This window comes from Streptomyces viridochromogenes (assembly GCF_001270495.1).
Lineage (GTDB): Bacteria > Actinomycetota > Actinomycetes > Streptomycetales > Streptomycetaceae > Streptomyces > Streptomyces viridochromogenes_A.
Map to the genome: position 1 here is coordinate 137,768 of NZ_LGUR01000219.1, position 21,291 is coordinate 159,058.

Here is a 21,291-nt window from a genome sequence, read left to right on the forward strand (position 1 = left end):
CGACGCTCCGCGTCGACTCCCTCCTCCGCCTTGCAACTGCACGCGCCATGCCCCGCTCGGGTCGACCGAGAGAAACCGCACCTCACAGCCGAGCTGATCCAAACGACAGGCTTAGGACCCGTTTACATCCCCGCCAGTCTGCCTTGTTCCGGCAGATGCGTCAGCTGTGGATGGCCTGATCACAGGCAGGCGCGCGGGATATCACAAGGCCCTCACCCGGTCTCCGCACAGCGGTGGTCACGACCGCATCACAGACGGCGTAGCTGACGGATCGTCAGATCAGCGCTACCGTGACGGACATGGACACCGAGACCGCGTTTCCGCTGATCATCTCCGTCGACGACCACACGGTCGAGCCGCCCACCGTCTGGCAGGACCGGCTGCCGAAGAAGTACCTCGACACCGGGCCGCGCATCGTCCGCGCGCCACTGAAGGAAATGACCTTCCTCGGCGGCCGGTTCAAGCCGGTCATGGGCAGGCCCGGCGACGACGGGCCGGTCGGCGACTGGTGGGTGTACGAGGACCTGCACCGGCCGATCACCCGCCTCGACACCGCCGTCGGGTACAGCAGGGACGAGATCAAGCTGGAGGTCATCACCTACGAGCAGATGCGCCCGGGGTCGTACGACGTCCCCGCCCGCCTCGCCGACATGGACGTCAACCACGTCCAGTCCGCCCTCTGCTTCCCGACCTTCCCCCGCTTCTGCGGCCAGACCTTCACCGAGGCCGCCGACCACGAGCTGGGCCTGCTGTGCGTTCGGGCCTACAACGACTGGATGGTGGAGGAGTGGTGCGGGCCGGACGCGCGGGGGCGGCTCATCCCCCTCACCCTCATCCCGCTCTGGGACGCCGAACTGGCGGCAGCGGAAGTCCGCCGCAACGCCGCCCGCGGCGTCCGCGCCGTCGCCTTCTCCGAGATACCCCCGCACCTCGGGCTCCCGTCCGTCCACACCGACGCCTGGGACCCCTTCTTCGCCGCGTGCGACGAGACCGGCACGGTCGTCGCCATGCACATCGGCTCCAGCAGCCGTATGCCCTCCACCTCCGCCGACGCCCCGCCCGCCGTCGGCTCCACGATCACCTTCGCCAACTGCTGCTTTTCGATGGTCGACTGGCTGATGAGCGGCAAGTTCGAGCGCTTCCCGAACCTCAGGGTCATGTACGCGGAGGGCCAGATCGGCTGGATCCCGTACATCCTGGAGCGCGCGGACGTGGCGTGGGAGGAGAACCGGGGCTGGGGCGGGGTCGCCGACAAGGTGCACCGGCCGCCGTCCGAGCTGTTCGCCGACCACGTCTACGGCTGCTTCTTCGACGACGCCTTCGGGCTCAGGAACCTGGACGCGATCGGCGTCGGGAACGTCCTGTACGAGACCGACTACCCCCACTCCGACTCCACCTGGCCGAAGTCCCGCGAGGTCGGCGAGGCGCAGATGGGCCACCTGGAGCCGGACGTCGTGGAGCGGATCGTGCGCGGGAACGCCATCGAGCTGCTGGGGCTCACGGACGACGGGCTGTGGCCGGGCGGTGGTGCGAGGTGAGTCTCGAGTACGGCATCCAGCTCCCGGTCCAGTCGCAGAGCACGATCTACGCCGAGCCCTGGGAGGCCGCCGCCGGCCCCGACGACCTGCGCGACATCGCCCGCGCCGCCGACCGCGCGGGCTTCGCGTACCTCGCGAGCTGCGACCACGTCGCCATCCCGCGCCGGCTCGCGCCCGCGATGAGCACGGTCTGGTACGACCCCGTCGCCACCCTCGCCCACCTCGCCGCGGTCACCGAGCGCGTACGGCTGCTCAGTCACGTCGCCGTCGTGGGGCTGCGGCACCCGCTCGTCACGGCCAAGCAGTACGCCACCCTCGATCACCTCAGTGGCGGCCGGCTGATCCTCGGGGTCGGGGCGGGACACGTGCCGGAGGAGTTCGAGGCGCTGGGGGTCGACTTCGAGCGGCGCGGGCCGGTGCTGGACGAGTCCATCGACGCGCTGCGCGCCTGCCTCGGGCCCGACGAGTTCCCCGAACACCATGGCAAGTTCTACGACTTCGAGGGACTCGGCCAGCTCCCGCGGCCCGCCCAGCAACGCGTCCCGGTCTGGGTCGGCGGCTCCTCCCCGGCCGCCGTGCGCAGGGCCGCGCTCAAGGGGGACGGGTGGCTGCCGCAGGGGGACCCGCGGGACCGGCTGCCCGCGCAGATCGCCCGGATACGGCGGCTGCGCGAAGAGTCCGGCGGCGAGGGGCCGTTCACCGTCGGCGCCATCGTCGAGCCGCTCTACGTCGGCAGGCCCGCGTGGGAGGTCGGACGGCGGACCCTGGCCGGCGAGCCCGAGGAACTGGCCGAGTCGCTGCGCGCCTACCGCGCCATGGGCGTGCACCAGATCCAGGTCCGGTTCCGGTGCCGGAGCCGGACCGAACTCACGGACCAGATGGAGGCGTTCGGGGCGAGGGTGGCACCGCTGCTGTAGCGGGCCCGGCACACAGCGCTTCTTGAAAGCTTGAACAGGTCCCCGCCGGTCGCCGTATGTATGGACGTACTGACGTAGCGGTACGCCCGTACGGCTTCGGCGGAAGGACACAACGACGTGCGCACTTCCCGGAAACTCACCGTCGCCCTCGCCTGCCCCGAGGACGCCTGGCCGCACCCCGACTGGCCGGCCCCGGACGACCCGTACGTCGGGCGGGTGACCCCCCTGACCACGCCGCTGGGGGCGGGCGAGGCGGCGGACGTGGTGATCCTCTGCCGCGAGGACCCCTCGGCGGCCGTCCGGGAACTGCGGACCGCCGACGTCCCCGTGATCGTGATCAGCCCGTGCCGGGACACCGAGGCCATCGTCGAGGTGTTCCGCGGCGGCGCCGGCTATCTCGTCGAGGGCGACTACTGCACCTGCATGCTCTCCTCCGCCGTCGTGGGCGCCACCGTCGGGCACACCTACCTTTCCCCGGCGGCCTGCGCCGCCCTCCGGGATGGGGCCCGGCGGCTGCCCACCGGCGGGGAGGCGATGGAGCGGCTGCGGGCGGCGCTCTCGCCGCGCGAGCGGCAGATCATGGAGCTGCTGTCCACCGGCCTGGGCGCACAGGAGATCGGGCTGCGATTACGGCTGAGCGAGAAGACCGTCCGCAACAACCTCAGCAACATCTACGCCAAGCTCGACGCGCGCGGAAGCACGGACGCGGTCCTGCGGTGGCTGGGAGCCGCGCCAGTGCTTCGCACATGAGAAGGGGTACGCCCACCAGCTGCGTCTGCCGGGGCCGTTCTTCTAGGCCTTGTTGAGGAGCCTGTCGGCCTCCGGAGTGCCGCACTTCACGTTGCGCATCCAGAGGCGGCCGTCCGGAGTTCCGTTCTTCAGGAGCTGCGGATAGAAGACATGGATGTCGGTGGCTCCCTCGCGGGGTGAGAAGAACACCTTCTGGCCGTCCTGCTCGTCCTTGTACGTGGCCTTGAGGTATCCGCTCACATCGGTGCGCTTCTCGGACCACATGAAGACGCCGACGTGGTCGGGCTTCACCTCGTCATCGATGCTGTAGGAGAAGCCGGTCTTGGTGTCGTCACGCTTGACGTTGAATTCGGTCGTGGAGAACTTGATGCCGATCTCGAAGAACGAGTTGGCGAGTTTCGAGTCGCCACCGGCCGAGAATCCCGAATCGGTCTGAACGGTCCTGGTCACCGACCCGGTCACGGAGAAGCCGGTCCCCTTCGGTGTGTCTTTTCCGCAGTTGTCCGTCACGTCGGAGACCACCTTGTTGGGGCCGAGGCTGTTGTGTCTGACACCGACGGGGACGAACTCGCAGTTCTCCAGTTTGTCCGAGTCGGCGCGGCAGTCGGCGGCCACCTCGTCGGGGGTGGCGGCGCCCGCGCTGTTCATCAGCGGGACGGCCACCGCGAGCGCGGCGACGGGGGCCAGGGCGAGCGTGATGCGCTTCTTCTTGCTGCGGTGGGTTCCCTTGCGGGGCGTGCGTGCCATGGGAGTCTTTCTCCTCGTGAAAGCGGGCGGGGGAGGTTCAGCAGTCGGCCGTTTCGGAGCCACGGACGCCGGTCGCTTTCCCCGGCGCACCTGCGGCACCGGCCAGGACGACGGGCCCCTCGACGACTTCGGGCGCCTCGAAGATCTGCTCCGGCACGGCGTTGGTGGTGGTCGTCGCCGGACGGGCCTCGATCTTCACCCGCCAGACGCCGGTCATGCGCTGCATCTTCGGCTCGAAAGTCATGTACAGCACCTTGCCGACCGGGACCTCGTCCTTGTCCGTCAGAGTGGTGCCGGCCGCCTTCACGGTCATGTCCAGCGTCCCTTCGTGCTGCACCCAGGAGGCGTTGAGGGCGCCGAAGATCCCCGCTGCGAAGCCCTGTTGTATCAGGGTGTACTTACCCCGGCCCTGAGCGATCTCGGCCGACCCCTGGAGCTGGACCTGCGTCGGTTCGGTGGAGTTCGGCTCGCAGTTCGCGTAGTCGATGCTGGCCTTCTCCTTGGGCCCGTTGTAGAACTCGATGGGTTTCGTCTGGACGAACTCGCAACTGTCGGACCCGAAACCCGGGCCTCCTACCCCGCCACCACCGAAATCGTGGACGGACTGCTGTTTGCCGTTGAGCACCTTCGCTCGTTGGCACATCCTCATGATCTCTTCGGGCGTCTTCTCGGCGGCGGCGTTCGCCGACGGAGGCAGCGCGACGACGACGGCCCCGCTGGTCATCAAGGCGGATACGGCCGCCACGATCCTGATCTTCTTGTTCTTCAGTTTCCGCTTGGGCATGGCGAAAATTTTGGATGCCCTTGACGGACGCCGACAGAGTCAAACATCCCTACTGGCGGGTCATGTGAGATTCGCCTCAGCAACGCCGGCGAACCTGCATCTGACGCATCGTCAGGTATGCCGTTACGATACTGAGTCCACCGTGTCCACCATGTGCAGGGGGCCGTAATGGGCAAGCTCGACGGACGGGTCGTCATCGTCACCGGGGCGGCGCGCGGGCAGGGCGAGCAGGAGGCGCGTCTCTTCGTCGCGGAGGGGGCGAAGGTCGTCGTGGCGGATGTGCTCGACGACCGGGGCGAAGCCCTCGCCAAGGAGATCGGTGCGCTGTACGTCCACCTCGATGTGAGTCAGGAGGCCGACTGGCACGCCGCCGTCGCCGCCGCGCGCGAGACCTACGGCCGGGTGGACGGCCTCGTCAACAACGCCGGCATCCTGCGCTTCAACTCCCTCACCGACACGCCCCTCGACGAGTTCATGCAGGTCGTACGGGTCAACCAGGTCGGTTGCTTCCTCGGCGTCAAGACGGTGGCGGCCGAGATGGCGGACGGCGGCACGATCGTGAACACCGCCTCGTACACCGCCGTGACCGGCATGGCGGCCGTCGGGGCGTACGCCGCCACCAAGCACGCCATCCTCGGCCTGACCCGCGTCGCCGCCCTGGAGCTGGCCTCCCGGCGCATACGCGTCAACGCCATGTGCCCCGGCGCCATCGACACCGCGATGTCCAACCCGGCCCGGCTGGACCCGGCCGCCGACGCGGAGGAGACGTCGCGGGCCCTCGACGGGCTGTACCGCAAGCTCGTACCGCTCGGCCGGATCGGGAAGCCGGAGGAGGTGGCGCGCCTCGCGCTGTTTCTGACGTCGGAGGACTCCTCGTACATCACCGGGCAGCCGTTCGTGATCGACGGGGGCTGGCTGGCCGGCGTCTCAGTTATCTGACTGGCCGTCAACTATTGACCATCCGTGCGCCCGGTGCCACAGTCGGCGGCAGATCGCCAATCTGACGAAGCGTCAGAAACTACTGGGGACGGTGAACCTCCTTGGAATTCGGGCTCTTTGTACAGGGATACGTGGGCAAGCGCGCCGAGACCGACCCGCTCGCCGAGCACAAGGCGCTGATGGAGGAGACCGAGTACGTCATCCAGGCGGACAAGTCGGGCTTCAAGTACGCCTGGGCGTCGGAGCACCACTTCCTGGAGGAGTACTCGCACCTCTCCGCCAACGACGTGTACCTGGGCTATCTGGCCCACGCGACGGAGCGGATCCACCTGGGATCCGGCATCTTCAACCCGCTCGCCCAGGTCAACCACCCCGTGAAGGTCGCCGAGAAGGTGGCCATGCTCGACCATCTCTCGCAGAACCGCTTCGAGTTCGGGTCGGGTCGCGGTGCCGGCTCGCACGAGATCCTCGGCTTCCTCCCCGGGATCACCGACATGAACTTCACCAAGGAGATCTGGGAAGAGACCATCGCCGAGTTCCCCAAGATGTGGCTCCAGGACGAGTACGTGGGCTTCCAGGGCAAGCACTGGTCGCTGCCGCCGCGCAAGGTGCTGCCCAAGCCGTACGGGAAGTCGCACCCCGCGATGTGGTACGCCGCAGGGTCGCCGCCGTCGTACGCGATGGCCGCGAAGAAGGGGCTCGGGGTGCTCGGGTTCAGCGTGCAGAAGGTCGCTGACATGGAGTGGGTGCTGGAGCAGTACAAGACGGCGGTCGTGAACGCCGAGCCGATCGGGGACTTCGTCAACGACAACGTGATGGTGACGACGACGGCGATCTGCGCGCCTACGCACGCCGAGGCGATCGAGACCGCGGTGCGGGGTGGGCTGCACTATCTGCCGTCGCTGGTGTTCCGGTACCACGACACGTTTCCCCGTCCCGAGGGGTTCCCGGTGTGGCCGGAGACGTTGCCCCCGTACACGCCGGAGTTCGTGGAGCTGCTGATCGAGGAGGAGTTGCTGATCTGCGGGGATCCGGACGAGGTGCTCACGCAGTGCAAGCGGTGGGAGCAGGCCGGGGCGGATCAGTTGAGTTTCGGGTTGCCGGTGGGGGTCCCGAAGGAGGAGACGTTGCGGACGATTCGGTTGATCGGGGAGCACGTGATTCCGAAGATCGATACGGATCCTGTGCATCGGACTTCGCGGTTCCGGGGTGCCGCTTGATCGCCGTTGCGGGGTGCGGGATGCGTTGTGGCTGGTCGCGCAGTTCCCCGCGCCCCTAGGTAGGCAGGTCGGGCCGGAGTTCATGGAGGCAGCGTTCATGCTCGATCACGTCATCAAAGGCGCGTCCGTTGTCGATGGGACGGGTGCGCCGGCGTACACCGCCGACGTCGGGATACGGGACGGTCGGATAGCCGTGCTCGGCACCATCACCGAGCAGAGCCGGTCCAGCGAGGACGCCACCGGACTCGTCCTCGCCCCCGGATTCGTCGACCCGCACACCCACTACGACGCCCAGCTCTTCTGGGACCCGTACGCCACCCCCTCCCTCAATCACGGCGTGACCACCGTCGCCGCCGGGAACTGCGGGTTCACGCTCGCGCCGCTCAATCCCGCCCGTCCCGAGGACGCCGACTACACCCGCCGCATGATGTCCAAGGTCGAGGGGATGTCGCTGGTGGCGTTGGAGGAGGGGGCGCCTTGGTCGTGGCGGTCCTTCGGGGAGTATCTCGATGCCCTTGAGGGGCGGATCGCCGTCAACGCGGGGTTCATGGTGGGGCACTGTGCGTTGCGGCGGCATGTGATGGGGCCGGAGGCGATCGGCGGGCAGCCGAGTGCTGAGCAACTCGCCGAGATCGTACGGCTGTTGCACGATGCCATGGACGCCGGTGCCTGGGGGTTCTCCACCACGCAGTCGTCCAGTCACTCCGACGGGGACGGGAAGCCGGTGGCCTCCCGGCACGCCGAGCCGGGCGAGCTGCTGGCGATGGCGCGGGCGGTCGGGGAGCACGAGGGGACGCAGATCGAGGCGATCGTCGCGGGGTGTCTGGACCAGTTCAGCGATGCCGAGATCGAGCTGTTCGTGGAGATGAGCGCCGCTGCGGGGCGGCCGCTCAACTGGAACGTGCTCACCATCGACTCGGCCGTTCCGGAGCGGGTGCCGCGGCAGCTGCTCGCGAGTGAGCAGGCCCGGAAGGCGGGCGGCCGGGTGGTGGCCCTCACCATGCCGATCCTCACCCCGATGAACATGTCCCTGGGCACCTTCTGCGCCCTGAACCTCATCCCCGGGTGGGGGCCCGTCCTCGGGCTGCCCGTGCCCGAGCGGATCGCCAGGCTGCGCGAACCGGACGTACAGGCCGAGCTGCTCAGGCACGCCACCGCCAAGGAGGCGGGCGTCTTCCGGCGGCTGACGAACTTCGGGCGGTACGTCATCGGGGACACGTACAGCGAGGCGAACCGGGGTCTGAGCGGGCGGGTCGTGGAGGACATCGCCCGCGAGCGCGGTCAGGAACCCTTCCAGTGCCTGGTCGAGATCTGCGCCGCCGACGAGCTGCGGACCGTCCTGTGGCCCATGCCCACCGACAACGACCCCGCGTCCTGGACCCTGCGCGCCGAGACCTGGCAGCACGAGGACGTGCTGCTCGGTGGATCCGACGCCGGGGCGCATCTGGACCGGATGTGCGGGGCGCCGTACACGACCCGGTTCCTCGGGGACTGTCTGCGCGGCCGGAAGCTGGTCGGGCTCGAGCAGGCCGTGAAGATGCTGACCGACGACCCGGCGCGGCTGTTCGGGCTGCGTGAGCGGGGGAGGGTGGCCGAGGGCTTCCATGCCGACCTGGTGCTCTTCGACCCGGAGCGGATCGACGCCGGCACGGCCACCCTGGTGCACGACCTGCCGGGTGACAGTCCGCGGCTGGACTCCAGGGCGATCGGGGTGCGGGCGGTCTGGGTCAACGGCGTCGAGGCGATCCGGGACGACGTGGTGACCGGGGCCGTGCCGGGGCGGGTGCTGCGGTCCGGGCGGGACACCAGGACGGTGGCCACCAGGTGAGCTCGAAAGGGCCTGATCGGCAGCGGTTGTTCGTCGGTGGTGCGTGGGTCGAGCCGGACGGCGGCCATTACGCCGTGATCGACCCGGCCTCCGAGGAGACCGTCGGGTGGGCTCCGGAGGCCTCGCGGGATCAGGTGCACGCGGCCTGCGCCGCGGCCCGCGAGGCCTTCGGGCCGTGGTCGCGTACGACGCCGGAGGCGCGGGCGGCCGTGCTGGCGCGGGCCGCGGACATCATCCACGGCCACCTCGTGCCGTACGCCGAGCTGGCCCAGGCCGAGACCGGTGCGACCACGGGGACGGCGCGGGGCATGCAGGTCGGTGTCGGGGCGGCCCGGTTCCGGCGGTACGCGCGCGTGGAGCCCGCCGAGTGGGCGATCCCGCCGCAGATCAACGAGGCCGGGCCGATGGGGAAGGCGGGGGTGATGGGGGCCTTGGCCGTCCGTCAGGCCGTCGGGGTCGTCACCTGCGTCACCTCGTACAACAACCCCTGGGCCAACCCGGCGGGCAAGATCGCCCCCGCGCTGGCCATGGGCAACACGGTCGTCGTGAAACCGGCGCCGCAGGACCCGCTGTCGGTCTACCGGATGGCGGAGGCACTGGAGGCGGCCGGGGCCCCGGCGGGGGTCGTGAACGTGGTCTCCGGGCGGGCGGTGGAGGTCGGCGAGGCGGCCGTTTCCTCACCGGACGTCGACATGGTGAGCTTCACCGGCTCCACGGCCGTCGGACAGCGCATCGCCGAGGTGTGCGGGCGGGACATGAAACGCCAGTTGATGGAGTTGGGAGGGAAGGGCGCGGCGGTCGTCCTCGACGACGCGGACCTCGGGTCGGCGGTGGCCGGGATCGGGACGACGTTCTCCTTCTACAGCGGGCAGATCTGCACGGCGCCGACGCGGGTGCTGGCCCAGCGGGGCGTGTACGACCGGCTGGTCGAGCAACTGGCCGCGTACGCCGGGCGGTTGAAGGTCGGGGATCCGCGTGCGGCGTCCACGATCGTCGGGCCGGTGATCTCGGCGGAGCACCGGGACCGGGTCGAGGCGTATGTGGAGACGGGCCGGAAGGAAGGCGCGGTGGTGGTGGCGGGTGGTGAACGGCCGCCGTACGAGAAGGGCTTCTACGTCGCCCCCACCCTCCTCGCGGACTGCACCAACGACATGCGGGTCGCCCGGGAGGAGATCTTCGGGCCGGTCGTCGCCGTCATCCCCTTCGAGGAGGAGGAAGAGGGCATCGCCCTCGCCAACGACACGGACTACGGCCTGATCGACTACGTCTGGTCCGGCGACGTGGCCCGCGCCTTCCGGGTGGCGCGGCGGCTGCGGGCCGGCGGCGTCGGCGTCAACACCGTCGGCCGCAACATGGAGGCGCCGTTCGGAGGGTTCAAGAAGAGCGGGGTGGGGCGGGACGTCGGCTCGTACGCGCTGCACGCGTACAGCGAGGTGCAGGCGATCGTGTGGCCGGGGTGAGCCGCGGGGATTGACCGACCGGTGGCTGTCGGTGGGAGGGCGAGGCGGGCACAGTGCCCGTATGGGACACACGGTGCAGGTCAAGGGCGGCGAGCTCTGGGCGGACGACACGGGGACGGACGGGTTGGCGGGGGAGGCCGCTGCCGGGCTGCCCTTGGTGTTGCTGCACGCGGGTGTCGGGGACTCCCGCATGTGGGACCCGGTACTGCCCGGCCTGACCGCACGCCACCGGGTGATCCGGTACGACGCCCGGGGTTTCGGGCGTTCACCGAAGCCCACCGTCTCCTACACCCAGGCCGACGACCTCAGGAGCGTCCTGGACCACTTCGAGCTGGATCGGGTCGTCCTGGTCGGCTCCAGCATGGGCGGCAGGACGGTCGTCGACCTGGCGCTGAACGACCCCGCCCGGGTGGCCGCCCTTGGCCTGCTGGTTCCCGGCGTCAACGGCTATGACGGCCTGGAGTCGGCGGAGGTGATGGAGGAGATCGGGCAGCTGGCCACGGCCGGTGACATGGACGGCCTGGTCGCGCTGGCGCTGCGCCTGTGGGGCGGGGCGGGCCCGCATCCCGACACCGAGGCCGAGGCACTGGTCCGAGCCGCGATCCCCGCCTGGTTCACGACATACGGCCACGAGGTCCCGGGCGCCCCGGCCTTCGACCGGCTGGGCGAGCTCGACCTCCCCTGCGCGCTCCTCCTCGGGGAGAAGGACCAGCCCGAGGTGATTCGCTGCAACGAGGAGATGGCGGCCCGGATCCCCGGTTGCCGGCTGGTCCGTCACCCCGACTGCGACCACTTCCCGACGCTGCGGGCGCCGGAGGATGTCGCACGGTTGCTGACGGAGCTGGGCGAGCGGGCGGCGGCCGTCTGATCCGCGCCGTACGCGTCAGTCGGTGAGGTCCACCCGGATCGTCAGCAGGCGCGTGCCGAAGGCCCGCACCCCGGCGCTGTTGAGGCGGGGCAGGCCGCGCAGGCGGGCGATCGGGTCGTCGTCCGGGAGCAGGTGTGCCGTGCCGGTGTGCCAGCGCCCCCTGATCCGTACCCGTACCCGCGGATCGGCCCTGATGTTGCGGACGTACTGGGACTTGTCCCCGAACTCCGAGACCAGCCAGAACGAGCCACCCACCCGGCGACCGCCCACCGGCGTCTGCCGGGGCTGCCCCGAGACGCGGCCCGTGGTCTCCAGAACCGTCTGGAGGGGGAGGCGGCGGAGTACGGGATTGCCGACATGGCGCTGGAACGTGGTGGCGGCGCGGAACCTGAAGTCGGCGAGGCGGGACATGTCTGCGGGGCTCCTGTCTCGGATACCTCGGATACCTCGGATACCCCGGGTATCTCGGGTATCTCGTGAGTCTCGTGGATCTCATGCGGGTGTCACGGCGCGACGGTCGAACTGTTGCTTCAATGGTCCCCCACGCGGCATGACGAGAGCGGGTGGCTGCCGATGCGGGTCGTGGCCAGGTCTTCTTCGACGCCTGGCAGTACGCCGACCCGAACGCCCCCTCCGTCACCTGGGACCGAGCGAACCCCTACGTCGCGGCCGGCCTGGAACCGGGCGTGCGGATCGACTACATCCACGTCGGGCCGCCCGGGACGGGTGGGCTGGGGCATGTGCGGGGCGTCCGGCGGGCGGGGTACGGGCCGGTCGACGGGGTGTGGCCGTCGGATCACGCGGCGGTGGTCGCGGACCTGGCGGACGGGACCAACCCCTGACGGCCGCTGTCGGCGACCCTACGAACGCCCCAGGAAGATCGGATTGGTGAACGCCGCCAACGCCCCCGGCAGCGGCCCCACCGCCGCCTCGTGCCGCAACTCCGCCCGGACGTAGGCCGCGTACGAGGGCGTCGTGCGCCACTCCACGACCCCCGACCCGGCCACCGGCAGCGGCGGGCTGGTGAACAGGACGCCCTGGTCGGTCACGAAGCGGACCGTGCAGCGGGGGGCACCCGAGGCTTCCAGGCGGACCGTCACCGGCGTGTTCCGGTCGACCTTCAGGCGCTCGCCGATGCCGGCGTGTTCGCCCTTGCCGCCGGACACGCCGAAGGTCAGGGAGACGTTCTTCGACTCGGCGACGTACGACCGGCCCGCCCTGATGCCTTCCTGGATGGCCTCCCGCGTCAGGTCGTCCGCCAGGACCACCGTCTGCGGGCTGCCGACCGGGTCGGGGTCGCGGTGGGCGTCGCTGTTGCCCATGGCCGGGATCCAGTCACGGCCTTCGCGCACCGAGGCCACCAGCATGCTGTCCCAGTCCGCCAGGGTCACTTCGTCGTCCGGCGTGTAGGGCCCGTTCCACACCTCGACCGCGTCCGCCTCGCCGAAGCCGAACTTCCAGTTGCAGCCGACGCACGTGGAGTGCGGGTGGGCGGGGACGACGAGGCCGCCGGACCTGCGGATCTGGCGGGCGAAACGGCCGAAGCGGTTGTCCCGGGCACGGTAGCGCCAGTCGACGAAGGTGCCGGGGTCGGTGCCGAGCGCCACCACGTGGCCGTTCCGTGTCGTGACCTCCTCGCCCAGCATGATCAGGAGGTCGTCGCCCGCCTCGGACGCCCAGTGCGCGTGCGCCGAGTGGGTGTTGTGCTCCGAGCTGTTGATGAAGTCCAGGCCCGCCGCCCGCGCCAGCGCCGCGATCTCGGCGAGCGTTCGGCGGCCGTCGGAGTGCCAGGAGTGGAGGTGACAGTCGCCCCGGTACCAGGCACGGCCCCGGCCCTTCGCCCGGTCCGGGGGGTACGTCGGCTCGACGGCCTCGCCGGGCTCGCCGTAGGTCAGCGTGATGGTGATCTCGTACGGCAGGCCCTGCGGTGCCACCGTATAGGGGCCCAGCGCGATGTGCCACGTGCCCTCGCGCACCGGGCCCGGGACGTAGCCCGGCGTCGCTTCGTCCGCCCGGAGGAAGAACTCGGTGCGCGCCCCGCCCGACCAGCCCCGGAAGCCACGGCCGCCGAGCTCGGTGCCGCGCCAGTCGAAGATGCCGATGTCGAGGGCGTTGCCCGCGGTGCCGGCCGGGACGGACGGCTTCTCGTAGGTGTAGGAGACCTTGATCTCCCGTACCCCGGACGGCACTTCGACCGGCACGTACACGAAGTCGGGGGACCCGGGCGGCAGGGTGCCCCGCACCGTGCGGGTCTCCGCGTCCCGGTTGCCGTCGGCGCCTGAAGCGAAGGTCACGCTTCCCAACGTAAGCGCGGCGGCGGCGCCCGTCACGAACAGCGCGCGTCTTCCCAGGCCCGCGTTGTGTTCCTCGCACATGCTGCTGCTCCCCAGGTCGTCGTGAAGGACAGGGCGTGGGTGGTGCAGTGGTGGTGCGTGCAACTCTCGTATTCAGCCGTGAACTGCCGTACAAGGGAAGGGAATCGGCAGACAATCGGCAGTCGAGCGGTGGCCGACCCGGCACCCGGTGGCCGACGGAACTGTGCCGACTGGTCGGTATGGACATCGGGGTGGTCGCGCGGTACAGATGCACTCATGCGCATCTCCGTCACGATCTTCCTCACCGACGAGACCATCACCCCGATCCGGCTCGCCCGTGAGCTGGAGCAGCGAGGGTTCGCCGGGCTGTATCTGCCCGAGCACACCCACATCCCCGTCGAGCGGACCACCCCGTACCCGGCCGGCGGCGACCTCCCTCCCGAGTACGGCCGTACCCTCGACCCCTTCGTCACCCTCGGCCAGGCCGCCGCCGTCACCGAACGGCTCGGTCTCGGCACCGGCATCACGCTGGTCGCCCAGCACGACCCGATCGACCTGGCCAAGCAGATCGCGACGCTGGACCACCTGTCGGGCGGGCGCTTCACCCTCGGCCTCGGCTTCGGCTGGAACGTCGAGGAGGCCGCGGACCACGGGGTGGACTGGCGGACGCGGCGTGAGCTGGTCCGGGACCGGATGAGCCTGATGCGGGCACTGTGGACGGACGAACCCACCGCCTACGAGGGCGAGTTCGGGTCGGTACGGGCCAGCTTCGCCTTCCCCAAGCCGGTGCAGAAGCCGCGCGGGCCGAAGGTCAACGGCCCGCGCACCCTCATCGGCGGCGCCGCCGGACCGAAGCTGTTCACGCACATCAGCGAGTACGCCGACGGGTGGCTGCCGATCGGCGGGCGCGGGTTGTCCGAAAGTCTTCCTCGTCTGCGGGCGGTTTGGGCCGACGCGGGGCGGGATCCCGACGCGCTTCAGGTCGTGCCGTATGCGGTGTACCCCAGCGGCGGCAAGCTCGCGCACTACGCGGACCTGGGCATCGAGGAGGTCGTGGTGCAGCTGCCTCCGGCGGGGGAGGCGGAGGTCTTGCGGGTACTGGACGACTACGCCGAGTACTTGTAGGCCACGGGCAGTCCAGCCGACGTTCAGGGGCGCGGGGCCGTATCGATATGCGGCTCCGCCGCGTGGGCGCGACCAGCCACAACGCACCCGCACCCGGCAACGAATCGCACCACCCAGGACCGCCCCCGACCCCCCGGACCTCGAACGTATGCTCAAAGAATGACGACTCCCGCGACCCCCGGAACCGGCTCGACACCTGGCCCGACCGAGAACTCCATGCGTCGCGCCCTCAAACGCGCCCGGGACGGCGTCGCCCTCGACGTCTCCGAGGCGGCCGTCCTGCTCCAGGCCCGCGGCGAGGCGCTCGACGACCTCGTCGCGTCGGCGGCCCGGGTGCGGGACGCCGGCCTGGCGGCGGCGGGCCGGACCGGCGTCATCACGTACTCGAAGAGCGTCTTCATCCCCCTCACCCGGCTGTGCCGGGACAAGTGCCACTACTGCACCTTCGTCACCGTCCCGGGCAAGCTGCGCCGCGCCGGGCACGGGATGTTCATGTCGCCGGACGAGGTCCTCGACGTCGCCCGCAAGGGCGCCGCCCTCGGCTGCAAGGAAGCCCTCATCACCCTCGGCGACAAGCCGGAGGAGCGGTGGCCGGAGGCCAGGGAGTGGCTCGACGCGCACGGCTACGACGACACCATCGCCTACGTCCGCGCCATCTCCGTCCGCATCCTGGAGGAGACGGGGCTTCTCCCGCACCTCAACCCCGGCGTCATGTCCTGGACCGACTTCCAGCGGCTCAAGCCCGTCGCCCCGTCCATGGGCATGATGCTGGAGACGACCGCCACCCGCCTGTGGTCCGAGCCCGGCGGCCCGCACCACGGCTCCCCGGACAAGGAGCCCGCCGTACGGCTGCGGGTGCTGGAGGACGCGGGGCGTTCCTCCGTCCCCTTCACCTCCGGGATCCTCATCGGCATCGGCGAGACGTACGAGGAGCGGGCCGAGTCCCTCTTCGCGCTCCGGAAGGTGTCCCGGGCCTACCACGGCATCCAGGAACTGATCATCCAGAACTTCCGCGCCAAGCCGGACACCGCGATGCGCGGCATGCCGGACGCGGAGCTCGACGAGCTGGTCGCCACGGTCGCCGTCGCCCGGCACATCATGGGTCCGAGCGCCTGCCTCCAGGCCCCGCCCAACCTGGTCGACAGCGAGTACGAGCGGCTGATCCGGGCCGGTATCGACGACTGGGGCGGGGTCTCCCCGCTGACCATCGACCATGTGAACCCCGAGCGGCCCTGGCCGCAGATCGAGGAGCTGGCCGAGCGGTCCAAGGCGGCGGGCTTCGAGCTGCGCGAACGGCTGTGCGTCTACCCGGAGTTCGTGCGGCGCGGTGAGCCCTGGCTCGATCCGCGGCTGCTCCCGCACGTACGGGCGCTCGCCGACCCGGAGACGGGCCTCGCGCGTCCGGACGCCGTCGTCGAGGGGCATCCGTGGCAGGAGCCCGAGGAGGCGTTCGTCGCCTCCGGCCGTACGGATCTGCACTCCGCCATCGACACCGAGGGCCGTACGTCCGACCGGCGCGACGACTTCGACGAGGTGTACGGCGACTGGGGCGCCCTGCGTGAGGCCGCCGCGCCCGGCATGGCGCCGGAGCGCATCGACACGGACGTCCGCCAGGCGCTGCGGGCCGCCGCCGACGACCCGACCCGGCTGACCGACGAGGAAGCGCTGGCGCTGCTGCACGCGGACGGCCCGGCGCTGGACGCGCTCACCCGTATCGCCGACGACGTCCGCAAGTCGGTGGTCGGCGACGACGTCACGTACATCGTCACGCGGAACATCAACTTCACCAACGTCTGCTACACCGGCTGCCGCTTCTGTGCCTTCGCGCAGCGCAGGACGGATGCGGACGCCTACACCCTCTCCCTGGACCAGGTCGCCGACCGCGCCCAACAGGCCTGGGACGTGGGCGCGGTGGAGGTCTGCATGCAGGGCGGCATCCACCCGGACCTGCCGGGAACGGCGTACTTCGACATCGCACGGGCCGTGAAGTCCCGCGTCCCCGGCATGCACGTCCACGCCTTCTCCCCGATGGAGGTCGTCAACGGCGCCACCCGCACCGGCATGTCGATCAGGGAATGGCTCACGGCGGCCAAGGAGGCCGGCCTGGACTCCATCCCCGGTACCGCCGCCGAGATCCTCGACGACGAGGTCCGCTGGGTCCTGACCAAGGGCAAGCTGCCGACGGCGACGTGGATCGAGGTGGTGACGACCGCGCACGAGCTCGGCATCCGGTCCTCGTCGACGATGATGTACGGCCACGTCGACCAGCCCCGCCACTGGCTCGGCCATCTGCGCACCCTGGCCGGCATCCAGCAACGCACCGGTGGCTTCACGGAGTTCGTCACGCTGCCGTTCATCCACACCAACGCCCCGGTGTACCTGGCGGGCATCGCGCGGCCCGGCCCGACGATCCGCGACAACAGGGCGGTGACGGCGATGGCCCGTCTCCTGCTGCACCCGCACATCCCCAACATCCAGACCAGCTGGGTCAAGCTGGGCACGGAGGGCGCGGCGGAGATGCTCCGCTCCGGGGCCAACGACCTCGGCGGCACGCTGATGGAGGAGACGATCTCGCGGATGGCGGGTTCGTCGTACGGCTCCTACAAGTCGGTACGCGACCTGGTGGCTGTCGCCGAGGTGGCCGGCCGTCCGGCGAAGCCCCGGACGACGCTGTACGGCGAGGTGCCGCAGGAGCGGCAGCGGGCGGCGGCGGCCTCGGACGGGCATCTGCCGGAGTTGTTGCCGGTGCTGGACTGAGAAGGACTCCGCCGCGGGGGTCGGTACGATGATCCGACCCCCGCCGGAGGGGTTCCGTAGCTGAGGAGATGCGTGCCCGTGCCTGCTCCCAAGGTCTGGGTGACCGGTCTGACGGTGGGCGCGATAGCCGCCGTCACCCTTCTCGCCGTGCAGGCCGACAAGGGGCCGCACCCGACAGCGACGGCGGCCCGCCCGAGCGCGTCGGCGGGGGCGAGCCCCGCCCCGTCGAAGTCCACCGCACCCGCCGCCGTGCCGGAGGGCTCGGGCACGGGACGCCGGGTCGTCTACTCCCTCGGCCAGAAGCGGGTCTGGCTGGTCGACGCGAGCGACGCGGCCCGCCGTACCTTCACCGTCTGGCCGGGCACGGTGAGCCCGGACCCCGGCACCTACGCGGTGTCGTCGCGCAACATGGCCACCACGGGCTCGGACGGCGTGCAGATCGAGAACATCATCTACTTCGCCGCGAAGTCCGGTGTCTCCATCGCCTTCTCCAACGCCGTGGACGGCTCCTCGCCCCCGCCCGCCGAGGGCAAGCAGACCGGCGGGGTCCGGATGCGCGCGGCCGACGGGGAGGCGTTGTGGACGTTCGGGGAGACAGGTACGACTGTGGTCGTGGTCGGGTAGCGGTCCGCTGCATCCTTCGATGTAGGGCAGGTTCGACTTCGCTCACGACGATTCGGGCCGTTGCCGCCGTGACGATGAATCCATGACGCACACGGACGCGCGAGTCCCGCAGGCACTGGATCCCCCGCCCACCGGACGACGGCTCCCCCTCCTCGACGTACTGCGCGGGGCGGCCATCCTGGGCACCCTGATGACGAACGTATGGATCTTCACCGGTCCCGGCGCCGAGTGGGGAGCCCTGGCGTCCGGATCGTCCACGGGAGCCGTCGAAGTCACCTTCAGTGTGCTGGCGAACGGCAAGTTCCTGTCGCTGCTGACGATCCTGTTCGGCGTCGGCCTGGCCATCCAGTACGCCTCGGCGGCGCGGCGCGGGCAGCCCTGGCCGGGGCGCTACCGGTGGCGGGCGCTGTTCCTGTTCGGCGAGGGCACGGTGCACTTCGTGCTGGTCTTCGCCTGGGACGTACTGATGGGGTACGCGGTCACCGCGCTCCTCGTCGCCTGGCTGCTGACCCGCTCGGAACGGGCCCAGCGACGGGTGATGTGGTGGGCGGCGGGCCTGCACCTGACGCTGCTCGGACTGCTGACTGCGGCCCTGCTGACCTCACCGGACACCGACGACGGCGGCACCGTCTCCCCGGAGGTCGTCGACCTGTACGCGCACGGCGGCTACCTGGACCAGATCGCCTTCCGCCTGGAGAACGCGGTCGCGCTCCGCATGGAGCCGGTACTGACCTTCTTCCTCCTGGTCTTCCTCTTCCTGCTGGGCGTACGGCTGTTCCGGGCCGGAGCGTTCGGCGCGGACGAGACGGGGCGCCGGCTGCGCTCCCGTCTGCTGGCGTGGGGGCTGGGCCTGGGGCTGCCGCTCAACGTGGCGGCAACCCTGGGCGGCCCCGACCTGTTCGTCCTGGCCAGGTACGGCACCGCCCCGCTGCTGGCCGTCGGGTACATCGGCCTGATCGGTGTCGTGGTGGACCGGGTACGGCGGCCGGGCCCGCTGATGACGGGCCTGACCTCCGTCGGACGCACCGCCCTGTCCGGCTACGTCCTCCAGAACGTGCTGTGCGTGCTCGTCTGCTACGGCATCGGGCTGGGCCTGGCCGAACGGTTCGGCGACACCGGCCCCTGGTGGGTTGTGGGACTGTGGGCCGCGATCTGCGCGGTCCTGATGGCGGGCTCCACGCTGTGGCTGCGGCGCTTCCCGACGGGCCCGCTGGAGGCGGTCCAGAAGTGGGCCCTGCGCCACTGACACGGGTACGGGTCAGGCGGCGTCGGTCTGCCGTGCCTGCCCGGACGGCAGGTGGTTGACGATCAGTACGACGCCGCTGAACAGGAACACCCGGGTCGCCGCGTCGAGTCCGTTCCAGTCCCCCGACTGCCACATGGCGAACCACTCCCCGCCGATCGCGATGAACCCGGCGCCGAACAGGAGCATCAGCATCAGCAGGCCGTAGGTCGAGAAGCGGCGCGCGCGCAGGTCGTCGCGGCGGAACCACAACCAGGTGCCGAGTATGAGGACGAGGGCGGCGACGGTCTCCCAGACGATGATCGCGACGTACGCCGCGTCCTGAAGTCCCTTGCTGGTGATGGCTCTCCACATCAGGTCGTCGTCCTTGAACGTCGTGTCCATGGCCAGGACGTGCCGTACGAACTGCTGGTTGGTGCCGAAGTCGGTGATGTTGCCGAAGGCGACGAGGGCGATGTAGAGGGCCACGGTCCCGGTGAGGAGGGTGGTGGCGAGATGGAGTGCGGTGCGTGGGGGTCTCGTAGGCATGATGGTCATCTTCCCTGTGCGGCCGCCGTGTTCGGAACTCATTGAGCCAGTCAGAATGAGGCGAGCCGGTCGGCGGAGGAGAGGGGATCCGGGATGGCGCAGGCGCGGCCGTCGATGCAGGAGCTGATCCGGCAGCGCAGGCGGGCCGGGTTCGTGGGCCGGGGAGCCGAACGGGCCGCGTTCCGGGAGAACTTCGAGGTGCCCCCGGAGGACGAGCGGCACCGGTTCCTGTTCCACGTGCACGGCAACGCCGGGGTCGGGAAGACCTTCCTGGTGCGGGAGCTGGAGCAGCTGGCCCGGGAGAAGGGGGCGCTGACCGCCTACGTCGACGAGACCGTCGGCAGCGTGCCCGAGGCGATGGCGGCGATCAGCCGTCAGTTCGCCGCGCAGGGACACAGGTTCAAGGAACTCGACCGGCTGCTCGCCGCCCATCGGGAACGACGGCATGAGGCGGAGGCCGCCGTCGCCGCGCTGGAGCCGGAGCCGCAGGCCCCGTCGGCCGGCAGTACGGCGGTGATGCGTGCCGGACTGGTGGGGCTGGGCATGGTGCCGGGGGTCGGCGCCTTCGCCGGGGCGCTGGACGCGGCCCAACTCGCGCAGGGCGCCGAGCGGCTGCGGGCGGGGCTCAGCTCCCGCTTCCGCAACCAGGACGACGTACAGCTGGTGCTGTCACCGGAGCGCGTGCTCACCCCGGCGCTGCTCACCGAGCTGTCCGACGCGGCATCGGCGGCGCCCTGGGTCGTCCTGTTCTTCGACACGTACGAACGCACCGGCCCGTTCCTGGACGCCTGGCTGCACGAGGTGATGACCACGGACCGGCACGGCACGCTGCCGGCCACGGTCGTCGTGGTCACCGCCGGCCAGCACCCCTTCGACACCGCCCGCTGGGGCGGCTTCGTCGACTTCATGACCGATGCTCCGCTCGGCCCGTTCACGGAGGCGGAGGCGCGCGGGCTGCTCGCGGACCGGGGGGTGGTGGCCGAGCCGGTCGTGGAGGAGGTGCTCCGCCTCACCGGCGGACTGCCCGTGCTGGTCTCGACCCTGGCCGAGCAGCGGCCCACCGGCCCGGACGACGTGGGCGACCCCAGCGCCACGGCCGTCGAACGCTTCCTGAAGTGGGAGCAGGACCCGGTACGCAAGGCGGTGGCCCTCGCGTGCGCGCTGCCCCGCCGCCTTGACGTCGACGTCTTCCGGGCGGCCGTGGAATGCCCGGACGACGACGTGGACACCCTCTTCGGCTGGCTGCGGAGCCTCGCGTTCGTGGACGACCGCGGAGACCGGCTGCGGTATCACGACCTGGTGCGTGAGCCGATGCTCCGGTTGCAGCGGCGGCGCTCTCCGCGAGGCTGGACCGAGCGCCACGAGCGGCTCGCGGATGTCTTCGGCCGCTGGCGCGAGGAAGCGGCGAACGGCCTGGGCGCCTATCTGGAATGGATGGACGAGCCGTGGCGGGAGCTGCGGCTGGAGGAGACGTACCACCTGCTGTGCGCCCGCCCGCGCGCGGCGCTCGGCGGGGCGCTGCGGGATCTGGTGTGGGTCTGCGGCGCCGACGAGGCGGCCGGCCGCCGCTGGGCGCGGATGCTGGCGGAGGCGGGCGACGCGACGGGCGACCGCGCCCTGCGCGACTGGGGCCGACTGCTGCGCGAGG

At 70.6% G+C, this 21,291-nt stretch carries 17 protein-coding genes and 2 pseudogenes; 14 read left to right on the forward strand and 5 right to left on the reverse strand.

Annotated elements, in window-relative coordinates:
* Positions 1-299 precede the first annotated feature (299 nt).
* The 3 genes from ADK36_RS30345 to ADK36_RS30355 all read left to right on the forward strand — a co-directional run bounded on the left by ADK36_RS30345 (position 300) and on the right by ADK36_RS30355 (position 3,205).
* Positions 300-1,538 (forward strand): amidohydrolase family protein, encoded by a 1,239-nt coding sequence (locus ADK36_RS30345; protein ID WP_053199677.1) that lies wholly within the window; start codon positions 300-302, stop codon positions 1,536-1,538.
* A complete protein-coding gene (locus ADK36_RS30350) occupies positions 1,535-2,455 on the forward strand; it encodes an LLM class F420-dependent oxidoreductase (RefSeq protein ID WP_048581345.1) in 921 nt (306 codons plus the stop codon). The genes ADK36_RS30345 and ADK36_RS30350 overlap by 4 nt, the downstream gene beginning before the upstream one ends.
* A 117-nt stretch (positions 2,456-2,572) precedes the next feature.
* Positions 2,573-3,205 carry a response regulator transcription factor gene (locus ADK36_RS30355; RefSeq protein ID WP_048581308.1) on the forward strand — a complete coding sequence of 211 codons (633 nt, stop codon included), beginning with the start codon at positions 2,573-2,575 and terminating at the stop codon, positions 3,203-3,205.
* 42 nt (positions 3,206-3,247) lie between these two features.
* Here ADK36_RS30355 and ADK36_RS30360 read toward each other — a convergent pair whose 3' ends face one another.
* Together ADK36_RS30360 and ADK36_RS30365 are read right to left on the reverse strand one after the other, a co-directional pair.
* The gene (locus ADK36_RS30360; protein WP_199830279.1) at positions 3,248-3,952 is read right to left on the reverse strand and encodes a hypothetical protein; all 705 of its coding nucleotides are present in this window, start codon (positions 3,950-3,952) and stop codon (positions 3,248-3,250) included.
* A 37-nt stretch (positions 3,953-3,989) separates the two neighbouring features.
* A complete protein-coding gene (locus tag ADK36_RS30365; protein ID WP_048581309.1) occupies positions 3,990-4,736 on the reverse strand; it encodes a hypothetical protein in 747 nt (248 codons plus the stop codon).
* A gap of 168 nt (positions 4,737-4,904) precedes the next feature.
* Between ADK36_RS30365 and ADK36_RS30370 the strand changes: the two genes are divergently transcribed.
* From ADK36_RS30370 to ADK36_RS30390, 5 genes are all read left to right on the forward strand, one after another.
* A complete protein-coding gene (locus ADK36_RS30370; protein ID WP_048581310.1) occupies positions 4,905-5,675 on the forward strand; it encodes an SDR family NAD(P)-dependent oxidoreductase in 771 nt (256 codons plus the stop codon).
* A gap of 101 nt (positions 5,676-5,776) precedes the next feature.
* The gene (locus ADK36_RS30375; RefSeq protein WP_078916189.1) at positions 5,777-6,895 is read left to right on the forward strand and encodes an LLM class flavin-dependent oxidoreductase; all 1,119 of its coding nucleotides are present in this window, start codon (positions 5,777-5,779) and stop codon (positions 6,893-6,895) included.
* A 97-nt stretch (positions 6,896-6,992) separates the two neighbouring features.
* Positions 6,993-8,723: an N-acyl-D-amino-acid deacylase family protein gene (locus tag ADK36_RS30380; protein ID WP_053199725.1), complete on the forward strand. Its 1,731-nt coding sequence runs from the start codon at positions 6,993-6,995 to the stop codon at positions 8,721-8,723.
* Complete coding sequence (locus ADK36_RS30385) at positions 8,720-10,183, forward strand: aldehyde dehydrogenase family protein (protein ID WP_053199679.1); 1,464 nt, start codon at positions 8,720-8,722, stop codon at positions 10,181-10,183. Before ADK36_RS30380 ends, ADK36_RS30385 begins: the two co-directional genes overlap by 4 nt.
* Before the next feature lie 61 nt (positions 10,184-10,244).
* On the forward strand, positions 10,245-11,051 hold the full coding sequence (locus tag ADK36_RS30390; RefSeq protein WP_048581314.1) for an alpha/beta fold hydrolase: 807 nt from the start codon (positions 10,245-10,247) through the stop codon (positions 11,049-11,051).
* A 15-nt stretch (positions 11,052-11,066) separates the two neighbouring features.
* On the opposite strand, the gene ADK36_RS30395 is transcribed toward ADK36_RS30390, so the two are convergent.
* Positions 11,067-11,462, reverse strand: coding sequence for a nitroreductase family deazaflavin-dependent oxidoreductase (locus ADK36_RS30395; RefSeq protein WP_048581315.1), 396 nt, complete (start codon positions 11,460-11,462; stop codon positions 11,067-11,069).
* Between the two features lie 164 nt (positions 11,463-11,626).
* On the opposite strand from ADK36_RS30395, the pseudogene ADK36_RS30400 reads away from it, so the two are divergent.
* Positions 11,627-11,893 (forward strand): annotated as a pseudogene (locus ADK36_RS30400) (endonuclease/exonuclease/phosphatase family protein); the annotation flags it as partial.
* A gap of 18 nt (positions 11,894-11,911) precedes the next feature.
* On the opposite strand, the gene ADK36_RS30405 reads toward ADK36_RS30400, so the two are convergent.
* Positions 11,912-13,426, reverse strand: a complete 1,515-nt coding sequence (locus ADK36_RS30405) for a CehA/McbA family metallohydrolase (protein WP_053199682.1) — start codon at positions 13,424-13,426, stop codon at positions 11,912-11,914.
* Positions 13,427-13,642: 216 nt separating this feature from the next.
* Here ADK36_RS30405 and ADK36_RS30410 point away from each other — a divergent pair, with 216 nt between their 5' ends.
* The 4 genes from ADK36_RS30410 (at position 13,643) to ADK36_RS30425 (ending at position 19,118) form a co-directional block, all read left to right on the forward strand.
* Entirely contained in the window at positions 13,643-14,491 is an 849-nt protein-coding gene (locus tag ADK36_RS30410) for an LLM class F420-dependent oxidoreductase (protein WP_048581318.1), read from the forward strand.
* A gap of 159 nt (positions 14,492-14,650) precedes the next feature.
* On the forward strand, positions 14,651-17,248 hold the full coding sequence (locus tag ADK36_RS30415) for a bifunctional FO biosynthesis protein CofGH (protein WP_048581319.1): 2,598 nt from the start codon (positions 14,651-14,653) through the stop codon (positions 17,246-17,248).
* A 78-nt stretch (positions 17,249-17,326) separates the two neighbouring features.
* Positions 17,327-17,872, forward strand: a complete 546-nt coding sequence (locus tag ADK36_RS30420) for a L,D-transpeptidase (protein WP_053199684.1) — start codon at positions 17,327-17,329, stop codon at positions 17,870-17,872.
* Between the two features lie 82 nt (positions 17,873-17,954).
* Positions 17,955-19,118 (forward strand): DUF418 domain-containing protein, encoded by a 1,164-nt coding sequence (locus ADK36_RS30425; protein ID WP_053199686.1) that lies wholly within the window; start codon positions 17,955-17,957, stop codon positions 19,116-19,118.
* Positions 19,119-19,130: 12 nt separating this feature from the next.
* On the opposite strand, the gene ADK36_RS30430 is transcribed toward ADK36_RS30425, so the two are convergent.
* Entirely contained in the window at positions 19,131-19,643 is a 513-nt protein-coding gene (locus ADK36_RS30430; RefSeq protein ID WP_107083690.1) for a DUF2165 domain-containing protein, read from the reverse strand.
* Positions 19,644-19,757: 114 nt separating this feature from the next.
* Between ADK36_RS30430 and ADK36_RS51595 the strand changes: the two are divergent.
* Positions 19,758-20,138: pseudogene (locus ADK36_RS51595) on the forward strand (ATP-binding protein); the annotation flags it as partial.
* Positions 20,139-21,291 lie beyond the last annotated feature (1,153 nt).